This window comes from Streptomyces sp. NBC_00986 (assembly GCF_045162565.1).
Classification (GTDB): domain Bacteria; phylum Actinomycetota; class Actinomycetes; order Streptomycetales; family Streptomycetaceae; genus Streptomyces.
Genome location: NZ_CP108733.1, coordinates 1,393,732 through 1,407,125 on the forward strand (window position 1 = coordinate 1,393,732; position 13,394 = coordinate 1,407,125).

Below are 13,394 nucleotides of genomic sequence, written 5' to 3' on the forward strand. Positions count from 1 at the left end.
AGCCACCCGTGTCGCTCAGGGCGCGACGGTCGGACCGTCCGGGTGGCTGTGGCGGTGTTCGACCACCTCCCGGGTCAGGGCCTCGGTCTCCGACTCCGGGAGCCGCTCGAAACCGTCCTCGGTGATGACCGAGACGATGGGAAAAATACGGCGGTTGATGTCGGGGCCGCCGGTCGCCGAGTCGTCGTCGGCCGCGTCGTACAGGGCCTGCAGGGCGGTCAGGGCCGCGTCGCGCCGGGTCATGCCCCGATGGAACAGCTTCTTCATGGCACCGCGGGCGTACGGGGAGCCGGAGCCCTCGGCGTGGAAGTCCGGCTTCTCGTAGGTGCCGCCGACGACGTCGAAGGTGAAGATGCGGCCCTTGGCTCCTTCGGGCGCTGAGGGGTCGTAGCCGACGAGGAGCGGTACGACGGCGAGGCCCTGCATGGCCTGGCCGAGGTTCTGGCGGATCAGGCCGGCAAGGCGGGTGGCCTTCGCGTTGAGGGTCATCGGGATGCCCTCGATCTTCTCGAAGTGCGTCAGCTCGACCTGGTACAGCTTCACCATGTCGACGGCGAGCCCGACCGTACCGGCGAAGGCGACCGCGGTGTAGTCGTCCGCGGGGTGCACCTTCTCCAGGTCGCGCTGCGCGATGACGTTGCCCATGGTGGCCCTGCGGTCGCCGGCGATGAGCACGCCGTCGCGGTAGGAGAGGGCCAACACCGTGGTGCCGTGCGGGAATTGGTCGGCGCCGGCGCGGACACCCTCCGGGAACGGGCGGCGGGTCGGCAGCAGTGCGGGCCGGTGTGTCGCCAGGAACTCGGTGAAGGACGAGGTCCCGGGAGTGAAGAACTCGTCCGCCAGTCGACCGCTCGTCTCGTACTCCGCCATCCAACTCCCCCTCGCCCGCGGACAGATATCGGACTCCTACCTGAACCGGCCGCGCGGGAAACGCCGTTGAGGTCAGAGCGCCTTGCGCCGGACCAGCACCCCGAGCACCAACAGGCCCGGGATCAGCGGCAGCCACACGGTGAGCAGCCGGTAGCCGAGAACGACGGAAGCGGCTGCCGACGCCGTGGTCCCCGAAGCGGTGAGTGCGAAGACCAGGGCGGCGTCGAGGGAACCGATGCCGCCCGGCGTGGGCAGCAGCGCGGCGGCACTGCTGGCGGCGAGGTACAGCAGCGCCACCCGGGCCGGGGACAGCGGCAGTTCGACGGCCTGGGTGACACAGATCAGCACCAGGCAGTTCAGGGCGGCGAAGGCCAGCGAGCCGCCCCACAGGGCGGCCGCCCGGTGCGGCCGGACGTGCACGGCCCGGATGTCGGTCAGCACCGTGCCGAGCGCGCGCCGACACCGGGGCCACAGTGGGCAGTTGAGCAGCACGGCAACGAGCATGACGACCGTGAGGACGACGCCCACCACGCCCAGGGAGATGTCCGGGACGCGCAGCACCCCCGGACACACCGCGGCGAGAACCCCGATGAGCACGATCCGGACGACCACACCGGCGGTCGCCTTGACGGCGAGAGCACTCGCCGAACGCCCGACCGGAAGCCCACAGCGCATCAGGAACCGCAGATTGACGGCACCGGCGCCGAGCCCGGCGGGCAGCACATGGTTGGCGGCGGACGCGGCGAGCTGCGAGGCCACCAGCCTTCTGCCGGGCAGCCGTTGGGGCACGGCACCCTGCTGTGCGAGCGCCGAGGACACCCATGTCCCGAGGGCGGCCGTCGCGGCCACCAGCAGCCACCCCTGATCGGCGACGGCAAGCCGCCCGGCCCCGCTCATGAGCACGGGCCAGTGCCGCCGCACCATACAGACGACGGCGACCAGGACAACGAGGGTCAACGCGGTCTGCCAGTAAGCGTGTCGGCGGCGGGTAGTGGTGGTCGTCGTCCGGGTGGGGGCGGGCGGTGCCGTCATCCGTCTCCGCCCTTCTCCGCGCTCGGAGCGACACGTAGCTCCACCGCGCCGTAACGGTGGGCGGGCCAGTCGCGGGCGTACGCGGGTGGGCGGCTGCCGGTCGGCGTGATGTCGGCGACGGGCATACGGCGGGCCGTACGGTCGAGGGTCGTCCGGGACGTGTTGGCGTTGTGGCCCCCGGTCGCGGCCGAGGCGCAGCCCGTGTAGAAGGCGATCGGGATGGCGTCCTGGCCGGTGAGCAGACAGGGCTTGCGCACTCCGAGGCGGTGGAGTTCGGCGGCGGTGCGGGACCAGTCGCGGTGCTGGGTGTTCGTACGGTTCACCGTCCGTTCCAGGACGGCGAGTTGGATTGCCAGGTGACCGGCGAGGCCGATCGCGAGCAGGGTCACCGCGACCCGGCGCCACGCTCCGGTCGGTCTGGTGACCAGGTGGATCAGCGCGTCGGCGACCGGGATCGCCACCAGCGCGTAGGCGGGCAGGAGGAAGCGCGGAGCCGCGTACCCGATCATGAACAGGTACGGGAAGGCGGCCGTGGCGGCGCAGGCGAGAGGGACGAGGGTGGCCGACGTACGCCGGGCGCGGATCGCCACGACGAGGCCGACGACGGCGAACACGGGCAGCACGAGCCACCACACGTCGACCGCCGGGTTGGGCGTCTCCCCCGTGCACGGGCGGCACAGGGCGCGTCCGCCCAGACTGCGCAACTGGTCGAGGACCGCCACATTCCAGCCCAGTCCGCCCTCGATGGCCGACGCCTCGTGCAGCCGCTCCGTCAGGCCGCCGTAACTGACGTACGCCTCGATCACCCACTCCGCGGCGCCGGACGCGAGCCCGGCGAGGAGGACGATGAGCGGGCGCCAGTGACGGACGGCCACGAGGAGTGCCAGCAGCGGCAGTGTCGCCCAGACCGCGTCCGTCGGGCGAATCCACGCCATCAGGGAGGCGCTCGCCGCCAGGCCCCACAGCGCGGTCCGGTCGGAGCGGTCGGCCCGGGCGCGCAGGCAGCAGCCCGCGGCGGCGAGGGCGCCCACGGCGACCCAGTAGTTGGGCATGGCCTGGAGGCCGTAGAAGAGGGTCACCCAGAGGGAGGCGAACAGGGCGCCTGCCAGGGCGAGGACGCGGATCGGGAACAGGCCGCGCCAGGCGCGGAGGGCGAGGAACAGGGCCAGGCCGGAGAGGGCGGCGAGGTAGACGCGGAGGAGGGTGGTGGACGAGGACCAGGAGGTGATGGGGGCGACCAGGAGAGAGATGCCGCGGGCGCGGGGTGCGCTGAAGAAGGCGGCGGGGGCGTGCGCGCTGATCTGGCTGACGTAGACGGTCTCGTCCCAGCCGAGGCCCAACCCGGGGCGTACGAAGACGAGTTGGGCCAGGGTGAAGGCCCCTGCCACCGCGGCGTGCGGGTACTCCGAGCGCCGGGACGCGGTCGGCGGTCCGAGCCGTCGGGTCCCGGCGAGTGTGGCGTACGCGCTGCCGGACATTACCCACCCCTCCCCCTACAGTTTGTAGGGTTTCCAGCACCCTACAGCCTGTGATTCTGAAGGCAGGAGCCAGGGAAAACATGGACAAACTACCGCGCGGCAGGCGGGACTGCGGCCTGTAATTCAGCCAAGCGACTGACGGCTCCACGTGACCGGTGACGATGCGCATCGCGTGGATATACAGGTGGGCAGGTCGGTCGAGGTGTAGCAGCCGGGGCTCATTGCGGCGGTCGTAGTCCGCTCTTTCCTCCCTCACTGGAAGAACCGGAAGCGAACTGCTGGAACCCATGGCTCCGGGCAGCCACCTCGTGCTTTCTCATGTCTCCTGGGAATTCAATCCCGAGATCCGGGACCGCTTCGACGCCATCTACCGGGCCGGCGGAACTCCCGTCAAAGCAGGTCTCGCGTTGATCCGCTTCGGCTGGTCCGGCGCCCAGGACCAACGGGTGGCGTTCACCGACGTACCCGAGCAGGCCGCCGAGACGGGACGAGGGCGGGACGGTCACGGGACGCACTGGCTCAGGAAGCGGTGCCGCAGGTCGTGGCGTCGTCGGCCGGAACCCGGCCCGCGTCCGGCTGGGCCAACACCTGGGAAACACCGGCCAGTTGGGATCGGAGGGGGTCGGGTTGGGACGATCCGGGCCGCTATGCTCCGCGCCGGAAGAGGGCGCAGTCTTCGAAGGGGGTGGGATGGCGCGGTGGCGTGCCTTGCCTGCGGGGATCGACCCGGCGGTGGCCGCACTGGTGGCGCACCCGTGCAAGGCCAAGGACTTCAGCGGGTTGTCGGTCAAGGAACTGGCCTCGGCCACCGGGTACAGCACCTCCTCCTGGGAGCGCTGTCTGAGCGGCCGTGCGCTGCCACCTCCCGCGGCGGTGCGGTCCCTGGCGAAGTTGGTGGGCGCCGATCCGGTGCAGCTCCTCACGCGGCTGGACGCGGCTGTGAACGCTCGGAGGTCCGGGCCCTCGGAGCCGGCCTCGCCGTCCGAGTCCGAGCCCGCGCAGCCCACGCAGCCCACGCAGACCATCGCGGTGCACAGCACCCGCGAGCTGGACGCGTTCGTCGACACCCCGCTGCTCGGACTCCACCGTGGCGGCACGCCCCTGACCGCATGTCTGTCGGAGTCGTCGCACACCGCTGCCACCTGTTACCGCCTGACCGCGCACTGGCGACCCGGCGGGCCGCGCAGCAGGCGCCGCCTCGCCTTCCCCCCGGGTCGCTGGCACGCCCGTGTCGGCGAGCTGGACGACATGGAAATGGTCGACCACGGCGGTGGCCTGCGGGGCACGTGGACCCGGCGTGTCCCGTCCGCCAGCCGCTCACCTCGGAGGACCACTGGCACCTTGCGTCCAGGGCCAAGCCACTCGACGCGACACCGAGTGTGACGTCGCGCCAGCAGGCCGAATCAGCGCATCGCTCACCTTCGAAGACCCCGGAAAGCTCCGGGCGGCTTCCCGCTGCTTCCACAGCATCAGCACCCCCGCGGCCGAGACCTGGGCCGGCACCCACGCGCCCGCCCTGTTCGGCGGCCGCGCCGGAACTGTCCCGCTCAACCGTCACACCGCTGCGGATCCCAGCAGGTCAGTGCCGGTACCGTCCCGCGATCCCACCAGATCCCGATTCGCTGTGGACACGGGCTGGACCGGGGCCCAAAGATCACCTGCAGCGCTGCTTCCGACTGGCATCCCAAGCACTCGGCAGTTGGCTCCGGCAGGACTCGAATGCCGCGTCGCCCAGCGGCCCCCATGTTGCTCACCGCAATCAGTCGTCAAGGATTGGAACGTGTCATGGACCTGTTTGACCACGGCCGTCATGTGTCGCGACGCAGACTGCTGACCCTCGCCGGCGGCGCCGCGGTGGCCACCGCGACCGGCATCGGATTCGCTCAGTCGGCGTCCGCGGCTTCCTCGGCGACCGCGGCGACCGGCTACGGGATCGACTACTCCGACGCGTCGCTCACCGCCGGTTCGGTCGCCGCGGCGGGCTACGGCTTCGTGTGCCGTTACCTCAGCTGGCTGCCGAACCCGAAGGTCCTCACCCTGTCCGAGGCCCAGGCCCTGACCGCCGCGGATCTGGGCATCGTCTCCAACTGGGAGTCCGACGGGCTGCAGGACTGGCAGAGCGGCGTCCCCGCAGACCCGTACTCCCAGGGGGCCGGGCATGCCACCGAGGCACAGCGGCAAGCGCTGGCCAGCGGGATGCCGTCGACGCGGCCGATCTACTTCAGCGTCGACTTCGACCTTCAGTCCTCGATGTATTCCGCGCTCAACTCCTACTTCGACGGCGTCGCCTCGGTGATCGGCCGGTCCCGGACCGGTGCGTACGGCGGCTACCACGTGATCAAGGAGCTCTTCGACAACGGGAAAATAACCTGGGGCTGGCAGACGTACGCGTGGTCCGGCGGGAGCTGGGACAGCCGCGCGCAGTTGCGGCAGGTCCAGAACGGCATCTCGGTCGCCGGGCACGACGCGGACCTCGACCAGGCGATGGCCGCCGACGTCGGACAGTGGGGCGGCACGGGCGGCGGCGGTACCGGTGTCATCCTGCCGTCCTGGCCGAACATCACCGACGGCATGACGGGGCCCAGCGTGCAGGCGGCGCAGTACCTGCTGCGCTACCACGGTGCGTCGATCACCGCGGACGGCCAGTTCGGGGCGGACACCCTCGCCGCGACCAAGAGCTTCCAGTCCGCACACGGCCTCGGCGTCGACGGCCAGATAGGCCCACAGACCTGGTCGGCACTGATCGTCCAGGTGCAGGAAGGCTCCACCGGCGACGCCGTCCGGGCCGCCCAGGTGGAGCTCAACCGGTTCGGCTACGGCCTCACCGTCGACGGCGACTTCGGCTCCGGCAGCGACACCGCCGCCCGGGCCTTCCAGTCCGCACACGGCCTCGGCGTCGACGGCCAGGTCGGCCTACAGACCTGGCAGGTGCTCGTGGGTACCGGGACCGGCGCCACGGGCGGAGGCACCGTCGCGCCGCCCTGGCCGAACGTCATCGACGGGGACAGCGGGAACAATGTGCTGGCCGCGCAGTACCTGCTGCGCTACCACGGTGCGTCGATCACCGCGGACGGCCAGTTCGGGGCGGACACCCTCGCCGCGACCAAGAGCTTCCAGTCCGCACACGGCCTCGGCGTCGACGGCGAGATAGGCCCACAGACCTGGTCCGCGCTGATCGTCCAGGTCCAGCAGGGTTCCACCGGCGACGCCGTCCGCTCCGCCCAGGTGGAACTGAACAAGTTCGGCTACGGCCTCACCGTCGACGGCAACTTCGGCTCCGGCACCAACAGCGCCGCCCGGGCCTTCCAGTCCGCGCACAGCCTCGGCGTCGACGGCCAAGTCGGCCCGCAGACCTGGCAGATGCTCGTCGGCAGCTGACCGCCGAGCCCCTCCGGTGGCGAGTGTGCGGGGCGGGGTGACCACGACGGTCACTTCGTCCCGCACTCGCTCACCGCGCGGCCGGCGCCCGATTTCGGTTGCGGCGGTCGCCGGACCGTCTTCCCTCAGGCAGAAGCAGGAAGCCCCCCGGCGCATCGATCGACCCCGACCAGGCAGAAGAGCCTGGTCAGAGCGCCCAGGGGTAGGCGCATCGCGCCCTACACGCTGTAAGGTGAGCGCCATGGCTGGCAGAGACCCCCAGGTCCGGGCGGAGCGGCGCAGCGCCGGTGAGCTGGAGAGCGAGGTCCTCGCCTCGTTGTGGGCGACCGACCGGCCGCTGACCCCGGCCGAGATCCAGGCCCAGATCGACGGCCCGCTCGCCTACAACACCGTGCACACGATCCTCAAGCGGCTCTACGACAAGGGGCTCGTTCTACGGGACGCGGAGGGGCGGCGCGGTTGTTATCGGCCGGCGAAGAACGCGGCAGAGTTGACCGCGGAGGCGATGCACGAGGCGCTGGACCGGGGGCCGGATCCGATCGGCGCGCTGCAGCAGTTCGTGAGCGGTCTCAGTCCCGAGGAGGAGAGGGCGCTGCGCGAGCTGCTGGCCGGGGGCGCGGGATGAGGTTCGACGTCTGCACCCCGTTGCCGACCGGGGTGCTCAACTAGGCGCAGGCGGCGGGGTGTTCGAGCGGGACTCGGCAGAACACGCCGGCCGTCAGCGACCGCGGGGCTTGCCGCGCTTGGTTCCCTTGGTGCCGCCGGAGGAGCCTCGGGGGTTCTTTCCGGTGGACTTGCCGGTCGCCGGCTTACGCCTCGCGGGCGCCTCCGTACGCTTCGCCTTCGCCTTGGTCTTCGGCTGGGCGGGCGTCGGAGTGCGCCCCCGCGTGCTGTTGACCGTGCGGCCGCGCACGATGCCGATGAAGTCCTCGACCAGCTCGGTGGTCGCGTCCTCGGGCCAGGACAGGGCGACGTCCGACTGGGGGGCGTCGACGACGGTCCGGTAGGTGAGGTCCTTGCGGTGGTGCAGCCGGGCCAGCGACTGGGGGACGTAGAGGATGCCGATGCCCGACGCCACGTGTTCGACGGCGTCCTCGGTGGTCGCGGGACGCTCGAACGCGGGCTCCCCGGGCGGCTGTTGCCAGTCGAGGACGTCGTCGAGGGGGTGGAGGACCACCTCGTCGGCGAGTTCGTCGAGGGACACCTCTTCGGCCGCCGTCACGACGTGGTCCTTCGGGGCTACGACCACGGTCGCCTCGGTGTAGAGGGCGATCGCGCTGAAGACCTCACGGTCGACCGGCAGCCGTACGAGTCCGGCGTCGGCGTCGCCGCGTCGCAGCACATCGGCTGCCTCGGCGGCCGGGACCGGTACGAGGACGAGGGGGACGTCGGGCAGGCGCTCGTTCCAGATCCGCACCCACTTGGCGGGCGTCACCCCGGGGACGTACGCGAGCCGGAACGTGGGGGATGCTTCCGAGCCTGTCACCCCGCAAGGTTACCCGCCGTGGTCGGAGGTCTCGAACGCGGTCGATACTCTTGACGGTATGAAGTCGCACCAGACCACCCAGACCATGAAGCCCGCCACGGCGGCGAAGAAGCTGGGTGTGTACCTAGAGGCCACCCCCGCCGAGTTCCAGAAGGCCGAGGTCTCCCGCGCCGAGCTGAACGAGCTGCAGGCCAACCCGCCCGAGTGGCTGCGCGACCTGCGCGCCAACGGCCCGCACCCGCGTCCGGTCGTCGCGGCCAGGCTCGGCGTGTCCATCGCCGGTCTCGCCCGCGGCGGGGTCACCGAGCCCCTCACCACCGAGCAGATCGAGGCGCTCAAGAAGGACGGCCCCGAGTGGCTGGAGAAGGAGCGCGCCACTCAGGCCGAGGTCCGCAAGGAAGCCGAGCGGATCAAGAACAAGAAGAACGCCGAGAACGCGGACAACGACTGACGGCCTCGGTACCCAGGGAGACGCGCACGGTGACGGACGGCCCGGCCGGCACGGGAAGACCCCCGGCGATGTACCGCAAGGTCGCGGCCGACCTCGGCCGCGAGATCGGCGAGGGCCGCTACGGCTCCGGCGGCCGGCTCCCTGCCGAGGGCGAACTCGCCGAACGGTACGGCGTCTCCCGGGGCACGGTCCGCCAGGCGATGGCCCTCCTGCGCACCGAGGGCCTGATCGCCTCCCGGCGCGGCACCCGACGCGTCGTGATCGGCACGCCCCGCCCGCAGAGCTTCGGCGAACTCCTCAGCTTCACCCGCTGGGCCCGCTCCACGGGCGAGGAGCCCGGCGCCCGGATCGTCACCGTGGAGACCCGCCCCGCCGACGCGACCGAGCGGGACCGACTGCGCCTGCCCGCAGGGGCGGAGATCTACGAAGTGCGGCGGCTGCGCACCCTCTCGGGGCGGCCTGTGATGATCGAGCGGACCGTATACCCGTCCGCCGTGGGCGAGTTGATCGCCGAGCTGCCGCCGGACACCGTGTCGCACACCGTCGCCCTGGAGGAGTCGGGCGTGCTGATCGCGGACGCCCAGCACACGATCGACCTGTGCCGGGCCGACGAGGAGGACGCCCGGCTGCTCGGCTGCCGGCCCGGCGACCCGCTGCTGCGCGAACGCCGGTGCAGTACGGATCCGGCGGGAACCCCGGTCGAATGGTCCGAGGACCGGTACCTCCCGGAGACCGTGGCCTTCACCGTGCACAGCTCGGCCGCCTCCGGTTCGCTGGCCCGCCGCCCGGCCGACGACGCCTGAGCCAGTCCTTGTAGTCCTTACGGTCCTTATAGGCAGGCCCTGTTCAGTCCTTCCGCAGCAAGGCCGTGAGCAGCGGCCGGAAGTGCGCGAAGTCCGGGGTCGGCGCCTCGGGGTCCTTGCCCTCGTCGTCCCAGCGGCGCACCGCGACCCCGTCGGCCGCGTAGGGATTCGCCTCGTACACGGCGACCTCGGCCGGATACATCGGACCACCCTGCACCTCCAGCGTGTACACCGAAGCCTCGGAGAGCCGGCCGAAGTAACCCGGCTCGACCGCGCACAGATACCGCTTCGCCGCCACATGCAGCCGGATCGGCTCGGTGACCTCGGGACCGAACCACTCGGCCAGCCGGTCCGCCCCGGTGTGGTTGTGCCGGTTGTCGGTGCCCTCCATCAACTCCTCACCGCTGACCGGCCCGTGGAAGTGCCCGAGGTCGTGCAGCAGCGCGGCGGCGATCAACGCGTCGGGCGCGCCCGCCTCTTCGGCACGCGCCGCCGCCTGGAGCATGTGCTGCGCCATCGTGACCTCCTCCCCCAGGTAGGCGCTCGCACCCTCACCCGCGAAGAGTTCGGCCAGCTCGTCCACGAACTCCGCACCCGCTACGGCCCGTTCGCGACGCAGGACGGCCAACGTGCCGGCGAGTGCGTCGATGTCGGCGTAGGCGCCCTGGAGGTGACGGGCGCCGCTCTCCTCGAAGGCCGTACGCGCGTGCAGCAGGCGGACGTTGTCGAAGATCAGGCAGTCGCCGGGCAACAGCCGGAATTCCAGCTGGAGTTCGGGGCGCAGGGTGATCTCGGCGAAGGTGCGGTAGGCCCGGTAGAAGGCCGCCAGTTCGGCGGCGGGCAGCAACAGGGTGCCGATGGAACGGTTGTTGAAGCGCACCTCGCGGATCCGGCCCCGCCCGTCCACGTCGATCAACGGCCGGTCGGCGGCCAACACGGTCTGCGCATCGCCGAATCGGAACGGCACAGGAGTGCGCGTCAGTACGGCGAACGCCTCCGGGTCCTCGGCACGGAGCAGCGCGGCGGCCTTGAACCCGTCGACCAGTCCGGAGTCACCGCCGACCGCCGCGTTGGTCAGGCAGTGCAGGAGTTGGAGGGTGGGCACCGGGTCGCGGTACGGGTTGTCGGTGTGCGGGGTGATCCGGGCGCCGGTGAAGGCGAGGTTGTTGGGGTCCGGTTCGACCCGTACGTCGAAGAGCCGCCCGTAGTTGGTCTCACGGACGTACCCGAAGGTCTCCGCGACCTCCAGCACCTGCCCCTCGCGGCACGGCACGTCACGCAACAGCGCGAAGCCGAGCCCGAGAACCGACTCCAGCACCCGCGCCCTGGCCGCCGGGTCGCCCAGATACTCCGCCCAATTCGCCTCGGGGAGACGGCTGTTCAGGTCGGCGGCGGCCCACAGGGTCTTGCCGTTCTCACCACGCCGGTCCCCTGAACCGTCCCCTCCGTCGGGCCGGTTGGCGGTCAGCCACTGCGCGGAGTACGCGGAACGGTGCCCGTCCGGCGCCCAGTCGACCTCGACGCCGTCGGCCGTCCGCCGTACGGCGTCGAGCGCGAGGCCGATGGGCAGTTCGGTGATCTGGAACAGCTTCTGCCCGTTGCGGGGGTCGCGGCACCGGGGGCAGGGACAGTTGTCCCGCAGCCAGGTGAGCGGCAGATCTTCTACGGACGGTGACATCGCCATCACTCTCTCTCGAAGTTGTATAGCCAACTTTTCCGACAGAGGGAACGTCTCAGCACCGGATGAGCAGCAAGTGACGCACCGGCTACCCGCGCATGAACGAGGCGGCGGCAACCCGGTCAGCGGGACAGACGCATGCCCGCGACGAAGACATCGACAAGCCGGAGCGCGTCGTAGCGCTCGTCACCCTCCGCGCCGACGCAGAGGTTGCCGACGCCGCGCATGATCTCGTAGGACGTCAGGTCCGACCGGACCTCGCCGGCGGCGACCGCCGCGTCGAACAGCTCGGCACACACGGGCAGCAGGCGGTCCAGGAAGTAGCCGTGCAATGCCTCGAAGCCGGCGGTGTCGGACCGCAGCACCGCGGCGAGTCCGTGCTTGGTGACCAGAAAGTCGACGAAGAGATTGATCCACTCCCGCAGCGCGGCGTACGGCGTGGCGCTGCTCGCCAGCAGCGCCGGACCGGCTTCGGCGCAGGCCTCGACCTGGTGCCGGTAGACGGCGATGACGAGATCCGCGCGCGTCGGGAAGTGCCGGTAGATGGTGCCGAGTCCGACGCCGGCCTCGCGCGCGATGTCACGCACGGGAGCGTCCACACCCGACGCCACGAAGACCTTGGCGGCGGCGTCGAGGAGGGTCTCCTTGTTGCGCCGGGCGTCGGCCCGCTTGGACTGGCCGTCCGCCTTCGCGGGCCGGGTCGCGCGCCCCTCGTCCGCACCGTTCTCACTCACCGCGCAACTCCTCCACCTTCATGACTTGCCAAACCGGAACCTTGTTCCGTATCGTTTCCGGAACAAGGTTCCGCTTGCCCATGATGCCAGAGCAGAGGCCGGACGACCAAGCCACGCCTGCCACCACGCGGTGCAGAAGAGCGGTTCAGAAGAACGGACGGCGCCATGCCCCACACCCCCCGCCCCAGCTTCGGAATCATGACCGCCCCCATGCAGGTCGAGTACGCCGACCTGCTCCGCGTCTGGCAGGAGGCCGACACCGTCCCGGAGATCGAGCACGCCTGGCTGTTCGACCACCTCATGCCGATCGGCGGCGACCCGGACGGCCCGGCCTTCGAGGGCTGGACGCTGCTCTCCGCCCTCGCCGCGCAGACCCGGCGGCTGCGGCTCGGCGTGCTGGTCACCAGCAACCGCATCCGGCCTCCCGCGATGCTGGCCAAGATCGCCACGACCGTCGACATCGTCTCCGGCGGACGGCTGGACTTCGGCATCGGCGTCGGCTCACGCCCCGACCATCCCCTCGCCAGGCGGGAGTACGAGGCGCACGGCCTCCCCTTCCACGACTCGGCGCACGCCGTGGCGAGCCTCGCCGAGGCCTGCACGGTGATCCGCCGGTTGTGGACCGAGGAGAGACCCTTCGACTTCCACGGCACCCACCACCACCTGACCGGAGCGTTCGGCAACCCCAAGCCCGTCCAGCGCCCCCACCCGCCGATCCTCATCGGCGGACGCGCGGCCGCGACCCTGCGCGTGGTCGCCGAGCACGCCGACCTGTGGAACATCCCCGGCGGCGACATCGAGGACGCCGTCAGCCGCAGCGCACTCCTCGACCGCTACTGCGCCGAGATCGGCCGCGACCCCGCCACGATCACCCGCTCCATCCATCTCTCCCTCTCCTACGACCGTCCCGAAGCCACCCGCGCCGCGATCCGCGAGGCGCTCGACGCGGGCTTCCCCCACATCGTCCTCGGGCTCCCCGCGCCCTACCCCGCCGACGTCGCGCGCTGGATCGCCGACGAGGTGATCAGCAAGGCGACCTGAACGCCCTTGCCACGTCAGTCGTGCGGGAACGAGTGGTGCTCGTGCGCGACCAGCCACCGGCCCCGCTCCTTGCGCAGGCCGAAGGTGAGCCGCAGGCGCAGGGCGGGGAATTCGGCGAACTCCTCGGGAGTGCCGCACCGGAGCAGGGCATGGGCGTAGGCGACGTCCGTGCCGGCCGTGATGTCGAGGGAGTCGATGTCGAAGCAGGCGCCCTGGGCCTGCCAGTCGAAGAACGGCGGCCAGGTGGCGCGGTAGGCGGCGAGGCCGTGGATGCCGGCGTGGGGCGGCGGGACGTCGTACATGACGAGGTCCTCGGTGTGGTCCGCCATGACGCGCTCGAGGTCGCCGCGGTGGACGGCCTCGGCCCAGCCGGTGATGAGGGCACGGATCTGTGTCGCGTCGTCGGTCATGGACGGCTCCTGTTCCTGTCCCCCACTCCATGG

General features: G+C 71.1%; 13 protein-coding genes. 6 read left to right on the forward strand and 7 right to left on the reverse strand.

Going from position 1 to position 13,394, the window contains the following annotated elements:
- Window positions 1-15: 15 nt before the first annotated feature.
- The 3 genes from prcB to OG504_RS06190 form a co-directional block, all read right to left on the reverse strand.
- Window positions 16-870 carry a proteasome subunit beta gene (gene prcB, locus OG504_RS06180; protein ID WP_405988801.1) on the reverse strand — a complete coding sequence of 285 codons (855 nt, stop codon included), beginning with the start codon at window positions 868-870 and terminating at the stop codon, window positions 16-18.
- Window positions 871-942: 72 nt separating this feature from the next.
- Window positions 943-1,902: a YbhN family protein gene (locus OG504_RS06185; protein ID WP_405988802.1), complete on the reverse strand. Its 960-nt coding sequence runs from the start codon at window positions 1,900-1,902 to the stop codon at window positions 943-945.
- The gene (locus tag OG504_RS06190) at window positions 1,899-3,380 is read right to left on the reverse strand and encodes a hypothetical protein (protein WP_405988803.1); all 1,482 of its coding nucleotides are present in this window, start codon (window positions 3,378-3,380) and stop codon (window positions 1,899-1,901) included. The genes OG504_RS06185 and OG504_RS06190 overlap by 4 nt, the downstream gene beginning before the upstream one ends.
- A gap of 690 nt (window positions 3,381-4,070) precedes the next feature.
- Between OG504_RS06190 and OG504_RS06195 the strand changes: the two genes are divergently transcribed.
- The 3 genes from OG504_RS06195 (at window position 4,071) to OG504_RS06205 (ending at window position 7,383) form a co-directional block, all read left to right on the forward strand.
- On the forward strand, window positions 4,071-4,763 hold the full coding sequence (locus OG504_RS06195; protein ID WP_405988804.1) for a helix-turn-helix domain-containing protein: 693 nt from the start codon (window positions 4,071-4,073) through the stop codon (window positions 4,761-4,763).
- Window positions 4,764-5,165: 402 nt separating this feature from the next.
- Window positions 5,166-6,758 (forward strand): peptidoglycan-binding protein, encoded by a 1,593-nt coding sequence (locus OG504_RS06200; RefSeq protein WP_405988805.1) that lies wholly within the window; start codon window positions 5,166-5,168, stop codon window positions 6,756-6,758.
- A gap of 241 nt (window positions 6,759-6,999) precedes the next feature.
- Window positions 7,000-7,383 (forward strand): BlaI/MecI/CopY family transcriptional regulator, encoded by a 384-nt coding sequence (locus tag OG504_RS06205; protein WP_405988806.1) that lies wholly within the window; start codon window positions 7,000-7,002, stop codon window positions 7,381-7,383.
- 93 nt (window positions 7,384-7,476) lie between these two features.
- Here OG504_RS06205 and OG504_RS06210 read toward each other — a convergent pair whose 3' ends face one another.
- Window positions 7,477-8,244: a LysR family transcriptional regulator substrate-binding protein gene (locus OG504_RS06210; protein WP_405988807.1), complete on the reverse strand. Its 768-nt coding sequence runs from the start codon at window positions 8,242-8,244 to the stop codon at window positions 7,477-7,479.
- 58 nt (window positions 8,245-8,302) lie between these two features.
- Here OG504_RS06210 and OG504_RS06215 point away from each other — a divergent pair, with 58 nt between their 5' ends.
- Together OG504_RS06215 and OG504_RS06220 are read left to right on the forward strand one after the other, a co-directional pair.
- The gene (locus OG504_RS06215) at window positions 8,303-8,695 is read left to right on the forward strand and encodes a DUF5997 family protein (protein ID WP_405988808.1); all 393 of its coding nucleotides are present in this window, start codon (window positions 8,303-8,305) and stop codon (window positions 8,693-8,695) included.
- A 29-nt stretch (window positions 8,696-8,724) separates the two neighbouring features.
- Window positions 8,725-9,498, forward strand: coding sequence for a GntR family transcriptional regulator (locus tag OG504_RS06220; RefSeq protein ID WP_405988809.1), 774 nt, complete (start codon window positions 8,725-8,727; stop codon window positions 9,496-9,498).
- Between the two features lie 43 nt (window positions 9,499-9,541).
- On the opposite strand, the gene OG504_RS06225 is transcribed toward OG504_RS06220, so the two are convergent.
- Window positions 9,542-11,176, reverse strand: a complete 1,635-nt coding sequence (locus OG504_RS06225) for a TauD/TfdA family dioxygenase (RefSeq protein ID WP_405988810.1) — start codon at window positions 11,174-11,176, stop codon at window positions 9,542-9,544.
- A gap of 122 nt (window positions 11,177-11,298) precedes the next feature.
- Window positions 11,299-11,910: a TetR/AcrR family transcriptional regulator gene (locus tag OG504_RS06230; protein WP_405988811.1), complete on the reverse strand. Its 612-nt coding sequence runs from the start codon at window positions 11,908-11,910 to the stop codon at window positions 11,299-11,301.
- 165 nt (window positions 11,911-12,075) lie between these two features.
- Here OG504_RS06230 and OG504_RS06235 point away from each other — a divergent pair, with 165 nt between their 5' ends.
- Complete coding sequence (locus OG504_RS06235) at window positions 12,076-12,951, forward strand: LLM class flavin-dependent oxidoreductase (protein ID WP_405988812.1); 876 nt, start codon at window positions 12,076-12,078, stop codon at window positions 12,949-12,951.
- 14 nt (window positions 12,952-12,965) lie between these two features.
- Here OG504_RS06235 and OG504_RS06240 read toward each other — a convergent pair whose 3' ends face one another.
- Window positions 12,966-13,361 carry a YybH family protein gene (locus tag OG504_RS06240; RefSeq protein WP_405988813.1) on the reverse strand — a complete coding sequence of 132 codons (396 nt, stop codon included), beginning with the start codon at window positions 13,359-13,361 and terminating at the stop codon, window positions 12,966-12,968.
- Window positions 13,362-13,394: the final 33 nt, after the last annotated feature.